This is a genomic window from Butyrivibrio sp. WCD3002, assembly GCF_000424265.1.
Taxonomy (GTDB): Bacteria; Bacillota; Clostridia; order Lachnospirales; family Lachnospiraceae; genus Butyrivibrio.
Genome location: NZ_AUJO01000002.1, coordinates 19,626 through 37,924, shown reverse-complemented (window position 1 = coordinate 37,924; position 18,299 = coordinate 19,626). Strand labels below are relative to the sequence as shown.

Genomic DNA, 18,299 nt, shown 5'->3' with positions numbered 1-18,299 from the left:
AATGTCTGGAATTACTGTAATATACCAGCTTGACAGGATGCCCTACTTTCTCCACAGACAAAAATTTTTTCAGGATCGCCTCCATGCTCATGAAGGTTTTCCTTTATAAATCGAAAAGCTGCACATATATCGGATATTTCCTCCAGCCCATCTGATTTATCAATGAGTCTGTAATCCAGGCTGTAAACAACAAATCCCATTCTGGAAATGATTTCACAAAACAGCCTGTTCATTCTCTTTGTTCCTACAAAAAGACCTCCGCCATGAGAAAAAATAATAACAGGAAGCAGGCTGCCGTCCTGCATCTTTGGTCGATACATATCGGCAGCCAGCGCATTTCCTTTTCCATCCATAAACGCGAGATCAAAAAACTCCTCGATGTCGTCAGGGCAATTAAAATTATCGTTAATTGTGTCTATCGTTTTATTTGCATGTTTACCTGCTTAAATAAACAAATTTACGGTTTCTTGTTCATAACCCATTTTTTACTTTAGCATGATAAGATAAAATTCTTATAAGCATAGGAAGAAAAAAGAATGAAATCGTATTGTTACTATTTGCAGCTTATCGAATCTGCCAGATGCTTTGTGGAGTGGTGTTGGAGAAGAAGCGGATGGAAGATTTAGAACGGCAAGATGCTGATAAACTCTGAATAGTAACAATATTTTAAAAAAATTTAAAAATTCTTGTTGACAATAATATCCCCAAGTTATATACTAGCCTAGTCGGTCGACGAGAGAAGCCGACGAACAGAATATGGCGAGATAGCTCAGTTGGCTAGAGCACGCGGTTCATACCCGCGGTGTCGAGGGTTCGAATCCCCCTCTCGCTACGATTTAGTAAATACGGGAAATAGCTTAAATAAGCCGTTTCTCGTATTTTTTGTTGCTTTTACTTGTCTTTATTTTTGAATACACTTGAATACACATCCTTCAAAGCCCCCATTTTCTGCATATTGCTGGCAGTTGAGTAGTCATAGTAATATGCATTCACCTGCGGGCTATGTCCGAGCATCTCAGCGACTGCTGGTCGACCAAGCTTCGTATTTAAGTGCGATGATAATGTTCGCCTGATTTCGTGAATTGAAGTCTTATCTATTCCGGCTTCTTTTGCTCTGCGGCATACAGCACAGCCAACGTCATGCCCGGTATATCTGTGACCATCCTCACGAATGAAGATGTACCCTTCTGAGCTGTAATGATTAAGCGCTTTAATCCTGGCTAAGAGTTCGGATATCTCTGATGTAAGAGGGAATGTACGTGTCTTGCCATTCTTTGTTCTTCCAATCACAATTTCCGAAGGCTTGTCCGAATAATCCAACCTGTGCTCTGATCTTAAGATGTGGATTACAAGATGATCCTCGTCAATGTCATCCCATTTAAGGCAGACTATTTCGCCGACACGCATACCGGTTAGAAGCGCAAGCTCTATGGCATAATCGGGCATGTAATGAGGATACTGGGCTTCGTGGTCTCTTATGGCAAATGATAAATCGATTATTTCGCTTTCTGAGATTACGCGCTCGTGGTCACTTTTTGGCGGAGTAAATTTACAGACTGATAAAAGAAGCTTGCGGTTCATACGTGCAGCAGGGTCTTTCTCGAGGTAATTAGACTCATAAGCATATGCAAAGGCACCTTTTACATATCCAATAAAGTTCCCTGCAGCTTTTTCAGATAAATCATTATTTTTGATGATATCAGACATGTGGCTTGTGAGCTTAGGAGTTGTTACTTCGCTGATAAGCATCTCTGCTAAATCTGTATTAGCCACATATTTGTCGATCTCCCTCTCGTAACGGCGAATAGTTGTTGGTGACAGGGCTTGCTTTTGATTAGGTACGCCTATAAATGTTCGTTTGAATTCGATCCATTCCATTAAGAGTGATTTAACTGTCATTTGTGATTTTTTGTCGTCTATTTGGTAGAATTCAAGTAAGTATCTATAAAGTTGTGTTTCTGTTTTCTTGCGTATCAGCCTTCTTCCATGGGGGCTTTTTATATCAGGTACATAAGTGCTCCACCTACCAGATTTATCTCGAGGTGGCATGATCTTATATTTGTGTATTTGTTTAAGTATTTTGTTCATGATTATCTCCTTGTCGGAGTTCATGATGTCATCAATTTGTATTATTCCAATTCTAAAGTAATATTCAATCTCCGCTAATTCTGGCATTATGGAATCCTTATCAGCCATAATAATCCTTCCTATAAAAAACAGGATCCAAAACAAAACCACCCTGATATACACACGCACAGCTACAGAAGGTTTATTGTCAGCATGCGTCACTAACACGCGATACTACACTTTGGTTCTGCAACTGTGCTGGTTCGGGTGGTTAGCAGGCTATGTAATTAGTCTGTCGGTTTCTGTGCAAAATAGATACTGATTCAGATATCTATTAGCGGTTTCCCACATGCGTATAAATATACGACGTCCTAATGTGGCACATCCAGCACTAAGCCATATCAACAATTGCGAAGATCTATTACTGTTTTTTTACAGCAGATCCATCCGCCCTGTGCGAATCAAGCGGAAGGGGAACCGTCGTCGTCCCTAGACGTATTTATATACCTCCTAGTGTTTTTTTTATATCTCAACATTAATTGTACGCATAGAGAACATACTAAATCAACGATATTTACAGCAATTCTAAAATTTCGTGAAGGATAACCAAAGCGCTATATATTATATTAATATGGCAGCTGTTGGTAAAAATTACCAAATTTTACAGACAATGCTAAAGCATGAATTTTGGATTTACAAACGCTTAAATACTTTTACATCTCTTATATAGATTTCAATATGCCTCAAATATGCAAGAAGTAATCTTTCAAGCAGTAGGAAAATGTTAATTTCTGCTAGTTGTTTGTTTGGCTCATCAGTACAGTAGAACAGTTGATTGATAGCCGCTATTTCATCTAAGGCATATGAGTATTCATCCTCAGACAAGGTATTGAATTTTCCCGCTTTAGCTTTATCTGCAAATTCAACAGCTGGATTTTTTATTAGTAGTTCCTGAGATAGATCATACAGCTGCTTCACATTTTCTTCCTTGGTAGGAGCGATATGAACATCTGTTATTCGGTTATTATCGTATTTTAAAGCAAGTTCCATTATATTCTGCCTCCTTAATCCATCTGTATCTTTTTTACAGAAGGATTCTCAAAAAATTGCTGGTTCACAAATTCATTGATTTCATTATTCATGCTTCTGACACCTGTTTTATTGAGAAAGGCATCCTGAGATATCTTTTTGACTTTTTCGTTGGATATGGAAATAGATATACTAAATTCGCGCTCTATCCGTTTAATGGGCGAATATCTCTCATCTTTCATTATCTTGAAATAGTCATCCTCACTAAAGTTATCCAGGATGATAGTCTGCTCAATTCGACCTTTCAGCTCAGGCGGAATCATGGCTAGTACTTCATCTCTATTTAAGGATGTTGATTTTTTCTCGCTATTTTCTGTAGAAAAGCCTATTGGTGAAGATGCATGTTTTTTATCAAGGCAAGAGAAGGAACCAAGCAAAATAAAGGCAATTCTTGAAGTATCAATTATCTTAGGCTTTTCTTCAGTACCGATGTTAACATTGCCTCCTTCAAGGAGCTTTAAAAGTTCAGCAACCAAACCGGTTCCATTCCATCCGGACTGCGATCAGTCAATGAGCTTATCGACTTCATCTATAACACATATGGGCATAGGAGCATCCTTAGTCATGTCTAACATTTGAAGTCCTGAATAAAGCTTACTGTTTCCCCTATAGCCTTGAGGCGTGATGCTGCTACCATCGCATATGTAGATATTGTCGTATATCTCGTTTAAAGCTCGGATCATTTCTGTCTTACCACTTCCTGATTGCCCTGCAACTAGGAGAGCACCGGTAGGTCGGTGATTATTAACGCATTTCCATACAAAAACAGAAAGCATCTTTTTATAGTAGTCATGCCCGTAGACGTACGTATCAAGGTATTCATATATGGTTTGAGGAGTTTTGAGGACTTCAGAATCACCATGATTGTCATAGTACATAGCAAATTCATCCTTGTAAAAAGCAGGTTTATAGTAAGCCTTATCTGTAATGGATGGTGTTGCATAACTTATAGGTCTAAGTTTTCCGTTATACATTTTTGTTATTATCCTTTCAGAGCCCAGCGCTGTGCGCCAGGCTCGGTCAATCATTTTTGGATTAAGCTATATTAAGTTCATGATCCTCTGCAGAATAGCAATATACATTGTCAGAGAGGAAGTCTTCAGGACGAAGCACAGTTGAATTGACTTCGTGTACCATTGATCTGAAATCATTTATTTCAGCATGTGATTTCATAAGATATGATGGCAGGACAATCAGCTCATGCCTGCTTGAAGGCAGAATTATTAAATCAGATGAAGTCATACTTGAAAGCTGGTCTAATATTCCGGTATCTGTCATGTATATAGCTCCGTTGGTATCACTTTTACAGGAAAGAATGAACATATTGCGAGACAGATCATCTATGTATGATATATCTTTTTCATCATTTTCATCCTTGAACAAATCATACATAGAGGTTATTTGAGGATGTTTATTTACATGAAGGTTATTGAAGGCTGTCTGATCCAACTCCTCAATTGATATATTCCAGAGATCAAGCAACTTCCTACTGATAAGAATGGTGCCAGATCCATCATTCTTGATAGGTAGAGTGACATAATAATATACTGACAAGTCTAAGTATTCACGATGAATATATTGGTCACTGATTTTGCTGTTGATAGCCGTGTTATACAGGCAGGGAAATATCTTATTCTTTACCTGCTCAAAGTTGAAGATTACTTTGTAATCGTCATCTGGCAGGAAAGATTCTTCATATATATCTGCGATATCATTTGCAATATCATCAATATTAGAATCGTGGCACTGATAAGAATGGAAGAACTGATTCAAATTGATCACAGGTTGAAGCATATCTTTTCCGGTGAAAGTTAAGGCATCATATTCAATACCATTTGCCTTAGTTAGATGTTCAACATTAACATCTACATCGAGATGCCTTGCAGCGAGAATGTTTGAGACTTTTGTTTTGATTGTTTCGTTAAATGTAATTGCGTTCATTTTTATCCTCCTTTTGGATAAATGTTATTATTAGTTTCATTATTCCCACCGGCCCATTTTCAAAATGGGCAAACAAAGATAGCACGCTTTAGAGTTGCGAAAAAAAGGAAAATATCACGTGCAGAATACACATCGAATAGAGCGAATGTCACGGTCAGCCTCGGCTGTGCCGAGCACACAAAAATGCTGTGCATTTTTAGGGTGTGTTGCTGACTCTTATGCTCTTTTAGTTTTGGACCACATTATATGTGGTCAGAGAGTGTTTTTTATTCAAGCCCAGATTCTGTCTGCGTTATGTGACTTAGAGTCGTCATCTTTTTTCAACTCTAAGTCGCCTTAGAGACTCTAAGTCTCTGGAGAAGATGGGCAGTATTACTGCGTTTCAGCAATCGTGGACTCTAAGTTTTGAACCACCCTCATGTCACGCACTCTAAGTGGTGGTGATATCACAATAAAGATATATTGTGGACGATATATAGTTACAACGCAGTACAGCGTGTGGCTTACTGATGGATGGTTGGTCACACGCTCGTGATAAAAAAGGAGACAATTGACATCACAACCGTGATGTAATAGAGAAGATATAAGAATATGCCTTTGGCATATCGATGGATATTTTTTGTGAACAATAATAATTGCAACATAGCAGTTAAAAAGGCAACAAAAAAGCTCCTCGTCTTTCTGCATATTTACAGAAGATAGGAACTTTTTTGTCGTTAAGATAGAAGAGGCTGGGTGGCAATCCAGCATCTCATTTTAAGACCACAAGGGCGCGACGGCTGCCTGTTCCGTCCTCAGCTTCTATCTCTTGGTAATTTTATTATAACCTATTCATTCTCTGAGTCAATATCGTTTTTGGGATATTCCCATGCTGTGCCATCTGCTAGATATTTATCTAGCTGCGCTGACATAAGCGGATACATTGTACGATAAGAATACGTTCCTTTGTTAGTGATCCTGACAACAACACTTATATCCTGTGTCAACCTTTTAATAAACGAAATGCTGCTGTTGTCTTTCTTTATACTTATTACATCAGGATTCTTGATGAAGTCAGGAATTGACCTGAAACAATCGTCATACATTATATCGGACATAAAATCATCTTTATGATTTTCAGTATGTGTAATACGATTATCCCAAAATGATATTTCTGACGTAGTATCTATATGAAGATCAGGCTTTTTAGTTGTAATGAATTCTGCAATCTCTTTTGGGATTGTTCCAATTGATATGCACTTTTCTTTAAGTATTTGCTCGACTGATAATTCTGTACATCTTTTCATTTATGTTACATTCCTTAATTTGATGTCGCATTCTATTATATGGGTGACTGCACCATTGGTACAAGAATAATATTTTATTGTGGTAAACATATTTATCTAAAGTTTCTTCATTGTGCACTAAGTAGCCCGGATAACAAATGCAAATATAAAAAGTTTCTCTATCAAAAATAAATTAACGGACCTATATAAATTAAGGTATGCATTGTATTAAGTTAAGACGTGCATTTATTAATTCTTGTCGCTGTGATATAATAATGCAACATGAGGGTCTCCAAAGGGGCTATTTATTATAAGTAGCCCCTTTAGTGTCCCTATATGGGTTAATTATTTAAAAGTAACCCCTTTGGATATACCTGTATGGGCTGCTTATTCTGGTATGACACATTATGACATTGTCATAGCATGTCATAATGACATTGATCATGAAAAAGTAACCCAAAAGAAGCACCGGAATGGGTTACTTTTTATATAGATAAAAATAATAAGATAAATATAATTTTGATAAGCAACGTTTGCTTGTCAGAATGTAAGGAGAAATAACCAATGAAAAAGGCAAACAACAAATCACTGCTTTCCTGCCTCTTCTCTGTCCTGATGCTCACGCTCACACTCAGCATCATGAATCCCGTAACAGCTGAAGCTGCCGTGAAACTCAACAAGACAGAAGCATCAGTCAAGGTAGGAAAGACCACAAAGCTCAAAATCAAAGGTGCTAAAGGCGCTAAAGTCAAATGGTCTTCTTCCAAAAAGAAGATCGCCACTGTTTCAAACAAGGGTGTCGTAACTGGCAAGAAGCCTGGTAAGACAACCATCAAGGCTAAAGTAGGTGGCAAGACCTACAAGTGTCAGCTTTCAGTCTTTTGCAAGCGGCACAAATATGTAGAAACAACTATTCCTGCAACATCAGAACATGGCGCATACAAATGCAAGAAATGCAAAGTCTGCGGATATGAAACAGATAAAGAAGAAATTGTTCAGCTCACAGAAGCTGAAGCTCAGGCAAAAATTATGGCACTGAAATCCCAGTATCCTGATGGAACACCCTGGGGTATGGATAAAACATATTTTTGGGAAGCGACCAATGAGAGATGTGTAGCTTGTGGCGCATTTGCTGCGCTTCTTCAGGACACAGTATTTGGTGTGACAGCGCCCATCCGCAGACACAACAATCTATACGACATCAAGATTGGCGATGTTGTGGGTTATGTAGGACCTGCTGGACCTCATGCTGGAATAGTTATTGCACGAAATGGAGATATAGTCACAACAGCGGACGGAAACGTTGGCGGTACTGTTGCATGGGGCAGACAATATAAAATAACATCAGCAACAATATTAGCCTCCTGGCTTCAGCAAAGTGATACTGAATTCGTACCCGTTGGTTCTTATCCTTTAAAATGGATTGCAACTAGATATGAATAACAAACTCATCCCCCACTCTGCGGATAAAATCCGTGAAGTGGGAATTTTTTATACTAATTATCTACATACTTCCACTGAAAATTACATGCAAATTGTGTTATCATAAATAATTTCTGTTTCAACACACATTTTCTTTTAATTGTTGAAATATGCATAAATATCGGATTATGACATGCTATGACAATGTCATAATGTGTCATAATCGGCTTCACAAGCGGATTTTAATGATCATCTAGTAAAGAATTATAGAGTGTTTCTGGATTATGACATGTCATAATCATTTTCTACAGTACTTGATTATCAGACACATTTCAAATTGTAATGAGCTGTCATGGCTTGATTGTCGAAAAAACCTGACTATGATATATTAAAGCTAACACTAAATAAGGATTTTGTTATGGATACAATACAACTATTGGATTTTGAGGAGATGCTTAAGAATGTGTTATCTTGTAGCTAAAGATATAAATAAGCGAGGCTGTATTGCTTATAAAACAAAGCATGGTCCGGCACTTGTAGCTTTAAAAAAAGAATTGATTTCAAAAGTTGGATTGGAAAGAATACAGCTTGTTACAATAAGCAGACCAGCTGCGTATGGAGAATATGAGCCTTACAGCTTTGTGAAGACAGAGGATGAGCTTAAAGAAGCAGTGATGAATATGTAAAAAATAAGTCAGCATCTTTCCGCTGTGCGGTAGATAGCTGACTTAGATTTTTTGAATACATTTTGAATACATTTGGGCTGTGACATCATGAACATCCGCTATTTTACTGGTATTTGCGTAGCGAGAAGTGGTTCGAATCCCCCTCTCGCGTCCGTTTACCAAATATTTTGAGCGGAGATCGAATCCCCCTCTCGCGTCCGTTTATCATCCCATGCTCATCATTTCTTGATTCTCCTATTTAGTACAGTCTCATACTCGTAGTTTTGCTTTTCTGTTGCATCATAGAACGTAATCTTAAGCAGTGTTGGTGCCAGATTTTCCTTACCGCTGGCGGAGGTCTCAATGCTTTGGGATTGAGCACCATTCTTGTAAGTTGTGGTCGTTACTTTGATGCCATTCTCGTAATTGGTAAGTGGTGAAATCTTACTGAGCGTAAGCTTTTTATTGTTGCGTATTCTTTTCATCCTGAAAAGGACGTTGCTCTCACTTACTCCGTCTACAATGTCAAGGGTATCACCATCATTGTTAAGATCCACCTTGTGTCTCTGTGAAATTCCTGAGTAGGAGACAGTTGTGGTTGTTCCGTCTTCATCTGTGGAGGACATGTTGTAATCCGCTTCATCGTATCCCCAAGGTGCTCCGGTTTCTTCATTGTAGAGTGTTCCGTACTCGATCTTTTTTAGTTTGAAACCGCTGTTCATTTTGATGACCAGCTTTCCGCTGCTCTTCTCGCAGAATCTCTTTTTGCCCTGATAAATATAATTCTTATTATCTGCTCCGGGCTCTCCGTTGTACCAAAGATTTTTGCCTCCAAAGGTTATTGTTTTAAATGGAGTTGTATCAGTAGCTGTCACGTTTATCTTATATGTTTTTACAGTTTCTCCGTCATCGTTGTAGGTTGAAAATTTAATGGTTGTATTGCCTTCTTTTTTGGCGAACAATCTGAATTTAACTGATGTAACGGAAGCAGAGGGAAGATTTGCATAGTAGCCCACATATATCTTTTTGCATTCATCATTGAAATAGTAGTAATTGTAGGTGCCGTCCTTTTCAAGGTCATATCCGCTGAACATGGTCTTATTGTTTTCATCGCATACTGACTTTGTATGAAGGTTTCTGACTTTAAGGATTGCACTGCTGCCGGATTCCGGTGAACTTACCTCGGCTATCCCGTTTATGAAAGTCAGTGATAAGTCGGTATATTCGCCTACGGGTATTCTCAGCTTTTCGGGAATGGCGTATTGTGCTATTGAATATTGCAGATAGTCCTGATAGGATTCCTGATTTGTTCTGTTTATATACTCAGTGTCATAGGTGGTGGAGGTCTCGCCCTCGACTGTTACAGTGTGGATGGTTACATCTTCGTCATATCCGACTGGACGCAGAGTTTGGAAATCGTTTGAATATCTTGAAGCATAGCTTAGTGCATTGTAAGCTGCATTCACCTTAAGAGCCGGTGCCAGTAGAAAAAACGTCAGTGATAATGAAAAAATAGAACGTATTATTCTTCCTGTTTTCATGTGGTATCCTCCGCTTTTTAATAAAAAGTGATCATACATAGCATAATTATAAGCTTCAATAATTAAGGCTTTATAAAACCGTTGTTAATAATTTGAAAAAGAAAAAGCGTTTTTTCGCAAAGTTATGCCAAGATTTGTAAATCAGAGCCATTTGTGGTATATTTTTTAATTGGCATAGATTGATTTTTAACGATATCTTACTAATATATATGCCAATAAAAAATTTATCGGAGGCATCCTTGCTAAAAACATTTTCAATAACTGACGTGGGTCAGAAACGAAAACTTAATCAAGACTACGTGTTTACCTCCGAGAGACGAATTGGGAATCTCTCTAACGTATTTATTGTTGCGGATGGTATGGGCGGACACAACGCCGGGGACTACGCATCTAAATATACGGTAAATACTATGGTAGAAGAGATTGAAAGGTCTCTTGAACAGAACCCCGTGCGCATTTTGGAGAATGCGATCAAGAAGGCTAATCAGAAGCTTAGGATTAAAGCAGCGGAAGATGAGCATCTTTACGGAATGGGGACTACAGTTGTGGCAGCCACTGTTATGGGTAGGTATTTGCAGGTCGCTAATGTAGGTGATTCCAGACTCTATGTTATCGGAGAGAATATCAGACAGATAACAAGGGATCATTCACTGGTTCAGGAGATGGTACGTGCCGGCGGACTCGCCCCGGATGAGGCCAGATCTCATGCGGAGAAGAATATTATTACCCGTGCCATAGGTGCGGATGATAGCGTCGATGTGGATTTCTTTAATGTCGAACTCGAGAAGGGGGATATTGTGCTCATGTGTTCTGATGGGCTTACAAATATGCTCGAGGACGAGGAAATTCGCATGATAGTCAGTGGGCAGAGAGACATAATAGAGAAGGCACAGAAGTTGGTTGATATGGCTAACCAGCATGGCGGTAAAGACAACATTGCCGTTATCTTGATAGAACCATTTGCTGACGGAGGAGCTGAATGATAAAAATAGGAATGATGATCGGAGATCGCTACGAGATCCTTGAAAAAATAGGAACCGGTGGTATGTCCGACGTTTATAGAGCAAAAGATCACAAATTGAACAGACCGGTTGCGGTTAAGGTTCTTAAGCAGGAGTTTTCGGAGAACGACAATTTTGTCTCCAAATTCCGTGTTGAGGCCCAGGCTGCTGCAGGCCTTATGCATCCCAATATTGTTAATGTCTATGATGTAGGTGATGAGAACGGCATTCATTACATAGTAATGGAGCTTGTTGACGGCATCACCCTTAAGAGATATATAGAGAAAAAATCAAGACTTACGGTTAAGGAAGCTGTCAGTATTGCCATTCAGGTGGCGATGGGTCTTGAGGCTGCCCACAATAATCACATAATTCATCGTGATATTAAGCCTCAGAACATTATCATTTCAAAGGAAGGAAAGGTTAAGGTTACAGATTTTGGTATTGCCAAAGCTGCCACCAGTAACACAATTACCTCCAATGTAATGGGATCTGTTCACTACACATCACCTGAGCAGGCAAGAGGCGGTTATTCGGATGCAAAGAGTGATATATATTCACTCGGTATCACACTCTTTGAAATGCTTACAGGACGTCTTCCCTTTAATGGGGATACAACTGTTGCAATTGCCATAAAGCATATTCAGGAGGACCTTCCCACACCGGTTGAGTTTAACGAAGATATTCCTATCAGTGTTGAGAAGATAGTTATGAAGTGCTGTCAGAAGAGTCCTGACAGAAGATATCAGAATGCTGCAGAGCTTATAACTGACCTTAAGAGATCACTTATCACACCTGATGATGATTTTGTAAATCTTGTGGATCCCGATGAAGAGAGCGCCACAAGAGTTGCCACAGAGGCAGAGCAGAAGAGCATAGGCGGAATGTCTGACACAGAGCAGATGCGTCTTAATGCTGATGTGATGCGTGAGTATGAACAGCAGAAGAGACGCGGTTCATCAGGACGTGGCTATGACAATGGCGACTATGATGATGATGAGGACGAGTACGACAGACATTCAGGTGCGTATGGTAACCGCATGGAGAAGATCACCATCGCACTTGCTATAGTAGCTGCTGTTCTTGTGGGAGTAATTGTTATTTTCCTTGTTGGTAAGGGAATTGGATTATTTGGATCAGATGATTATTCGGATGTAACTATTTTTGAAGGTGAATATAATCCGAACGATGTTATGAACGGAATAGAGGTTCCTGATGTCGTAAGCGGTAACATGTCTTATGCACAGGCTGTATCTATTCTTAACAGCAAAGGCTTCCAGGTAGCCAAGATTGATGATGAGACCAGTTCAGCTTCCAAGAATACTGTTGTTTCACAGTCACCGGAAGCAGGCGAATTTGCTGAGAGCGGTTCAACTGTTACCATCACAGTTAGTACAGGCGGAGAGAAAAATGCTGAGACCTCTGCAAGTGCAAGTACAGAAACAAGCGATTCTGCAGAAGAGGCTTCCTCTGAGGAAGAGCCTGAATCCAACCAGGTAGCAATGCCTAATCTTGTTGGCCTTTCTGTAGATGAGGCTATTGCAGCCCTTGCAGAAGCAGGACTTGTTCAGGGAACAATCATTGATGTAAATAATGAGCAGTATCCTGTTGACACCATAACAGCACAGAGCCAGCCTGTTGGAACGATGCTTGAAAAGGGCACCAAGATCAATATGGAGAAATCCAAAGGACCTTCAAGCCCTACAACCTATGCTTTTTCAGGAGATATAGCAGCTCCTACTGAGGGTCAGAATTATACTGATGGCATCAGCGTTCATGTTTCTTTTGTGACAGCTGACGGTACATCACTTCTTGACACAGAGACTGCTTCTTTCCCGATTGCAGGTGTAAGCAGAACAGGACTTACGTCTCCTACAGGTGTTATAACATTTAAGTATCTGGCGTCTACTCCCGCCACATCCGATGCTGAAGGTAACATTATCGAAGGAACAACGCAGGAGTACACAGTAACAAGAGCAGTTACATTTACTCAGGAGAATTGATGCAGGGGAGAATTGTAAAAGGAATAGCCGGCTTTTATTATGTGAATACCGGAAGCGAGCGCGTCTATGAATGCAAGGCAAAAGGTATTTTCAGAAAAGACGGCATTAAGCCTCTCGTTGGGGATGATGTAAATATCGAGATAATTGATGAAGAGAGCGGCACAGGCAATATCACCGAGATTTTGCCTCGCCGCAACATGCTTATAAGACCGCCGGTCGCAAATGTCGACCAGGCGGTTGTTCTGTTTGCAATAGTAAAGCCGGATCCCAATTATAACGTTCTTGATAAGTTCCTTATTCAGATGAGGCGAAACAATCTGCCGGTTATCATCTGTTTTAACAAGCAGGACATAGCCACAAAGGAAGAACAGCAGGAGCTGATGGATGCCTATGAAAAATGCGGATATGAAGTTATTTTCATAAGTGTACACGAAGGCGCGGGGCTTGATGTGCTATGCGAAAAGCTCAGAGGAAAAACTTCCGTTGTTGCTGGACCAAGCGGCGTTGGAAAATCGTCTCTCCTTAATAAGCTTCACCCTGAGGCTGAAATGGAGACCGGGGAGCTTAGCAGGAAGATTGCAAGAGGAAGAAATACAACAAGACATTCCGAGATGTTCTTCGTATCAGCACTTTCAGATGATAAGGAGAAGACCTATATCCTCGATACACCGGGATTTACATCGCTGGCATTAAAGGATATCACTGCGGAGGAACTTCCACAGTATTACACTGAATTTGAGCCCTATGAACCCTTCTGCAGATTTGGCGGATGCAGTCATATCGCTGAGCCTGACTGCGGCGTAAAGACCGCCCTGGAAAAGGGAGAAATCTCAAGGGTAAGATACGATAACTACAGAATTATCTACGAGGAATTAAAGAATCAGAAGCCTGTTTACAGATAGAGACTCGCCGGAAATTCCATCATATTAGAATATTGCAGCTTTTTTGGGAAAAGGATGGGGAACTTATGAACGAGAAGGCAAAGAGACTTAAAGATAGCATGGAGCAGCGTATAGTCGGCAAGGGTGATGTGATCGATAAGATCATTATCACTGTTTTGGCTGACGGACATCTTTTGCTTGAGGATGTACCCGGAGTCGGTAAAACATCTCTTGCAAAGGCGCTTGCCGATTCGCTATCTGTTTCTTTTTCCAGGATACAGTGTACACCTGATACCACGCCCTCGGACATTACGGGACTTTCAGTTTATAGCCCCGCAGATGGCAAGTTTACGGTTGTTCCCGGCCCTGTAGTAAACAACATTGTTCTTGCAGATGAGCTTAACAGAACATCACCCAAGACCCAGTCGGCACTGCTTGAAGTGATGGAAGAATATAAGGTTACGATTGACGGAAAAGAGATTCCGGTGCCGCTGCCTTTCATGGTGATAGGAACCCAGAACCCTGCGGAAATGGCGGGAACCTATCCGCTTCCCGAGTCACAGCTGGACAGATTTATGATGAAGCTCTCTGTTGGTTATCCCGATGCCTCTGCATCTGAGGATATGGCGAGACGTTTCCTGGATGGCGATCTTCATGATGAGACAAGCCCTGTCCTTTCAGGTGATGACATAATTGCCATGAAAAAGGAGACTGCCTCTGTCACAATTCATGAAAACTTAAGAGCTTATGCGGTAAATATCGTTGATGCCACCAGGAACAAAGCGGAGATTTCCTACGGCGCATCCCCGAGGGCTCTTCTTTCCATGCTAAGGTGTGCACAGGCAATCGCCTACATAAACGACAGAAATTATTGTATTCCCGAGGACATTACGGAAGCAGCATTACTTACAATTCCCCACAGACTGATCCTCTCAGCCCAGGCAAGACTTAGCCGAGTAACAAAGGAGGATCTGGTGAAAAAGATTCTTGAGCAAGTGAAGGTGCCATGAATATTTCTGTAAATAAAAAAGGCATGATCATACATCTTATCGTCGTTGCAGCGAGCCTTGTATTTGCAAGCTTTTACGGAGGTCCGGTTTCTTTTGCATGGCTTTATGCAGTACTGCTTCTTGTGCCTTTTTCTGCGGTATATATTTTTCTGAATTTCCGCTTTCTTCGAATTTTCCAGGAAATAGAAGTTCATAAGCTCACCAGGGGTGAGGACCATAACTACAGGGCAACAATCGAAAATGCGGGATTTCTCCCGGTTCATAATATGCAAATGTTCATCTATGATGACAGATGCAATCTGTATGAGATAGAAAACGGTCAGAGTCTGTCTCTTGATATCCATGAGAAAAAAGAACTGAATTCAGGCATAAGCTGTAAGTATGCGGGATCCTATGATGTAGGGATAAAGCGCGTGGCTTTTACGGACCCCTTCAATATTTTTACGGCGGAGTTTGACATTCCATATAACTTCAGAGCAGTTGTGAGTCCGCAGATAACGGATGTGGCAAGCTCAGCTTTAGAGCTTGAAAATCTCATAAACAGCACCGGGCTTAAAAGTAACAAAATCTATGAGGACGCTCCCGGGAGCGATATCAGATCCTACCAAAAGGGTGATGCCCTTAATTCTATCAATTGGAAGGTTTCTGCAAGACTTGGAACACTCATGACAAGAGTCCCTGACAGGATGGAAAAGCGAAGAGTTACCATTTTGATGCAGGCAGCAAATGTTCCTGAGAGAGAACAGGATATTGAATTTTTGAAAAAGCGGGATTTCTTCCTTGAATTTGCGGTATCGGCTGCCTGGCATTTTGGAGAGCAGGGTGTTCCCGTTAGACTGATCTATCCTTCAGGAACAATCATAGAAGCCACAGTTGATTCCTATGATAGTTTTCTTGATTTTTACGGACAGGTAGCGGATGGCATATTCTACAGATCGGACAGAGAATTTGAAGAACTCATGAATATGACAGAGGATAAAAGGAGCAGCGATTATGCCCAGGATACAAGGATCGTCATCAGAGAAGATCCAAAGCCCGGAGAAAGTCACTTCGTTATTTGCTGATGAGCTTAGGCTTCATCTGTTTGTGCTTTCTCTTGTAAGTATATGCACAGAAGTTTTTTTGCTTCTCAAGGGTAATGAAACAGACCTTGAAAGAGGCTTCTTTATCATGTCTGTAATTTCCTTTTTCCTGTTCTTCTCGGCGCTTGAGTACCTATTTGGATTTTTTATAATTAGTAGCATATCTTCAGTTTTTCATATACTTCCTGCGCTTTTGCTATTTGCGCTTTTAAAGGATAACGAAGCGTGGCCATACCTTGATATTGCAGTTGTTGTGGCAGCTGTCCTAAGAGTTCTGTTTGCTTTTATACGGAAAAAAGAGCTTGTGCTTTTGTGGGGATGCTTTGTGTTGGATATTGCAGCGCTATGCCTTTTCTTTGAATGGAAAGCTTTTAGCGGAAAGTATTATACGGATAAGCTGCTTTTTATTTGCCTTACTGTTCTGACCTTGTCGGCACTACAAAAGCTGATATACGCCCTTAGAGAAGATGCTTTTCCTTTTTACTATTTCGCGATTGTAGGGATTATCGTACTGGCTCTTCCCATGGGGAATAAACCTATTGACTGGACGCCTGTCGTTGATGCGGGTGTTCGGATTGTACAGGGCGTAAGGAATGCGGCGGATGATGTGTCCTACTATCTTTCATTTACCTTTGGCGAGGGCTCCTATGTCACCGGTTACAGCTCCCTCGGAGTCACCGGTAACAGCATTAAGAGAACGGAGAAAACACAGCTTATTTTACGGACGGAGGATAAGCCCTTTCATATTTATACAGATGACGACACCGATACAAACATGAAAATGAGACGTACTGTTTACCTTCAGGGCGGGCGAGGTGCTGATAAAAAGCAGTTGGTTTATTTCCTTAAGTTTCTGTATGAAAGAGGCGCTGATAAAGAGATGGCTATGCTTTTTTCACAGCTATCTCACATGGATATTGAGTATGCATATCTTGATACCGCAGATGAGATTGCGCCTGTTAACTCTATTCTGTTAACGGATTCAAAAGGCGAAGCTATCAGCAAAGGAAGCACCACCAAGCATAAAAAAGGATATAGCATAAGTGCGCGTTTTATTGACATTGATTATGGAAGCCCATATTTGATTGGGCTACTTAGAGAAAACGTTGATACTTCGGTAAGTGATAGCTTTTCTTATGAAACTGCTTCTGGCTATATGAAGGAGCTTTATGGAATCGGTTTAGAGAAATTTTTGGACCGGGGGGAGTTCGAGGCAATCCTTTCTGAGATAGAGCATAGTCTCAGTACGACTTCTAAGAAAGGTGATTTGAGTAATGGAGAAATAGCGTATAAAGATCTTTATCCGGAGTACACAGACACAGATGGCGCAAGCGACAGGATGAAAAAGCTTGCAGCTGAGATCACCTCCGGTGCGAAAAATGATTACGACAAATGTAAGGCTATCGAAGGGTACCTTAGACAGTATACATACAGCACTAACGCTGTTGGAGGCCATGATCCTGATTCTGATATGAGCACCTCTGAGGGAATAGCAGATATAGCCGACAGATTTTTATTTGAAACAGAGCAGGGGTACTGTGTTCACTACGCGGCATCCATGATAATGCTGCTGAGACTTTCGGGGATTCCTGCAAGAGTATGCGTTGGCTACAGATACGCATTTCCTTTTGATGCCCGGAAGGAATACGTGGTTAGCAGTAGCTGCGCACATATCTGGCCTGAAGCTTTTATGAAGGATGCAGGCTGGATTCCATTCGAGCCAACAAAAGCCTACAGCACTGCGACAGATCACAGCTGGCACAGAAAAGCTAAGGTGGAGTCGGAGACCCAGGTTGCAGATTCATATAACTACGAATACCCTGTAGAATTGCCTGCAATCCCCGAAGTATCGGTAACCATAGATTCTGAAACTGAGGCTTCTGTAGATGCAGAGGAAGAAAAGCTGGCTGTCAGAATATTTAAGGTGGCATGGCCTGTTGCGCTTAGTATTGTACTTCTTTTGATTGTGCTGGTGCTTGGAACCTCTGCCATAACATGGTTTAGATATAAGCATGGCACCCCGGAGAAAAAGCTCTCCATGGATGTAGAAGTCATAAAGAAGCTCATTTTGAAGAAAGCAGAGAATGAGTTTACAGACAGAGGTCTTTTATCTGACTACACAGACGCAGCGCCGGATGAAGTTAGAGCTGATCTTGAAATAGTATTTAATGCCTATTACAGAATGATTTACGGCGGTAGTGATGCCGCGTCAGTGACAGCTAAAGAAAATGACCTTGCCAGAATGGTAAGGGAAAAACTTGGTTCAGGGACGATAATCGATCGTTGACAATAATCATAAATTAAAATACAATTGCTTTCGTATGCCTAAAAT

16 protein-coding genes and 1 tRNA gene are annotated in these 18,299 nt (G+C 40.7%); 9 read left to right on the top strand and 8 right to left on the bottom strand.

Features of this window, described 5'->3' with window-relative positions:
* Positions 1-11 precede the first annotated feature (11 nt).
* Positions 12-419, bottom strand: coding sequence for an alpha/beta hydrolase (locus G608_RS0103710; RefSeq protein ID WP_081677285.1), 408 nt, complete (start codon positions 417-419; stop codon positions 12-14).
* A gap of 339 nt (positions 420-758) precedes the next feature.
* Between G608_RS0103710 and G608_RS0103705 the strand changes: the two genes are divergently transcribed.
* Positions 759-832, top strand: a tRNA-Met gene (locus G608_RS0103705).
* Positions 833-891: 59 nt separating this feature from the next.
* On the opposite strand, the gene G608_RS0103700 is transcribed toward G608_RS0103705, so the two are convergent.
* The 6 genes from G608_RS0103700 to G608_RS0103675 form a co-directional block, all read right to left on the bottom strand.
* A complete protein-coding gene (locus G608_RS0103700) occupies positions 892-2,196 on the bottom strand; it encodes a tyrosine-type recombinase/integrase (protein WP_026494896.1) in 1,305 nt (434 codons plus the stop codon).
* A gap of 564 nt (positions 2,197-2,760) precedes the next feature.
* Positions 2,761-3,117 carry a hypothetical protein gene (locus G608_RS0103695; RefSeq protein WP_026494895.1) on the bottom strand — a complete coding sequence of 119 codons (357 nt, stop codon included), beginning with the start codon at positions 3,115-3,117 and terminating at the stop codon, positions 2,761-2,763.
* Between the two features lie 14 nt (positions 3,118-3,131).
* Positions 3,132-3,632 carry an AAA family ATPase gene (locus G608_RS0103690; RefSeq protein ID WP_026494894.1) on the bottom strand — a complete coding sequence of 167 codons (501 nt, stop codon included), beginning with the start codon at positions 3,630-3,632 and terminating at the stop codon, positions 3,132-3,134.
* A 27-nt stretch (positions 3,633-3,659) separates the two neighbouring features.
* On the bottom strand, positions 3,660-4,130 hold the full coding sequence (locus tag G608_RS0103685) for an AAA family ATPase (protein ID WP_155833206.1): 471 nt from the start codon (positions 4,128-4,130) through the stop codon (positions 3,660-3,662).
* 61 nt (positions 4,131-4,191) lie between these two features.
* Complete coding sequence (locus tag G608_RS0103680; RefSeq protein WP_026494892.1) at positions 4,192-5,097, bottom strand: DUF5688 family protein; 906 nt, start codon at positions 5,095-5,097, stop codon at positions 4,192-4,194.
* Positions 5,098-5,924: 827 nt separating this feature from the next.
* Complete coding sequence (locus tag G608_RS0103675; RefSeq protein ID WP_026494891.1) at positions 5,925-6,383, bottom strand: PBECR2 nuclease fold domain-containing protein; 459 nt, start codon at positions 6,381-6,383, stop codon at positions 5,925-5,927.
* A 543-nt stretch (positions 6,384-6,926) separates the two neighbouring features.
* On the opposite strand from G608_RS0103675, the gene G608_RS22170 reads away from it, so the two are divergent.
* Both G608_RS22170 and G608_RS0103665 read left to right on the top strand, forming a co-directional pair.
* The gene (locus G608_RS22170) at positions 6,927-7,805 is read left to right on the top strand and encodes an Ig-like domain-containing protein (RefSeq protein WP_026494890.1); all 879 of its coding nucleotides are present in this window, start codon (positions 6,927-6,929) and stop codon (positions 7,803-7,805) included.
* Between the two features lie 440 nt (positions 7,806-8,245).
* Positions 8,246-8,470, top strand: coding sequence for a DUF6718 family protein (locus G608_RS0103665; protein ID WP_026494889.1), 225 nt, complete (start codon positions 8,246-8,248; stop codon positions 8,468-8,470).
* A gap of 218 nt (positions 8,471-8,688) precedes the next feature.
* Here the strand turns inward: G608_RS0103665 and G608_RS0103660 are convergent, their stop codons facing one another.
* The gene (locus G608_RS0103660; RefSeq protein ID WP_026494888.1) at positions 8,689-9,990 is read right to left on the bottom strand and encodes a hypothetical protein; all 1,302 of its coding nucleotides are present in this window, start codon (positions 9,988-9,990) and stop codon (positions 8,689-8,691) included.
* A 239-nt stretch (positions 9,991-10,229) separates the two neighbouring features.
* Here G608_RS0103660 and G608_RS0103655 point away from each other — a divergent pair, with 239 nt between their 5' ends.
* From G608_RS0103655 to G608_RS0103630, 6 genes are all read left to right on the top strand, one after another.
* Complete coding sequence (locus tag G608_RS0103655) at positions 10,230-10,973, top strand: Stp1/IreP family PP2C-type Ser/Thr phosphatase (protein ID WP_026494887.1); 744 nt, start codon at positions 10,230-10,232, stop codon at positions 10,971-10,973.
* Entirely contained in the window at positions 10,970-12,994 is a 2,025-nt protein-coding gene (gene pknB / locus G608_RS0103650; RefSeq protein ID WP_026494886.1) for a Stk1 family PASTA domain-containing Ser/Thr kinase, read from the top strand. The genes G608_RS0103655 and pknB overlap by 4 nt, the downstream gene beginning before the upstream one ends.
* Positions 12,994-13,896: a ribosome small subunit-dependent GTPase A gene (gene rsgA / locus G608_RS0103645; protein WP_026494885.1), complete on the top strand. Its 903-nt coding sequence runs from the start codon at positions 12,994-12,996 to the stop codon at positions 13,894-13,896. Before pknB ends, rsgA begins: the two co-directional genes overlap by 1 nt.
* Positions 13,897-13,961: 65 nt before the next feature.
* Positions 13,962-14,885, top strand: coding sequence for an AAA family ATPase (locus tag G608_RS0103640; protein WP_026494884.1), 924 nt, complete (start codon positions 13,962-13,964; stop codon positions 14,883-14,885).
* Positions 14,882-15,949 carry a DUF58 domain-containing protein gene (locus tag G608_RS0103635; RefSeq protein ID WP_026494883.1) on the top strand — a complete coding sequence of 356 codons (1,068 nt, stop codon included), beginning with the start codon at positions 14,882-14,884 and terminating at the stop codon, positions 15,947-15,949. The genes G608_RS0103640 and G608_RS0103635 overlap by 4 nt, the downstream gene beginning before the upstream one ends.
* Complete coding sequence (locus tag G608_RS0103630) at positions 15,879-18,254, top strand: transglutaminase-like domain-containing protein (RefSeq protein ID WP_026494882.1); 2,376 nt, start codon at positions 15,879-15,881, stop codon at positions 18,252-18,254. The genes G608_RS0103635 and G608_RS0103630 overlap by 71 nt, the downstream gene beginning before the upstream one ends.
* Positions 18,255-18,299 lie beyond the last annotated feature (45 nt).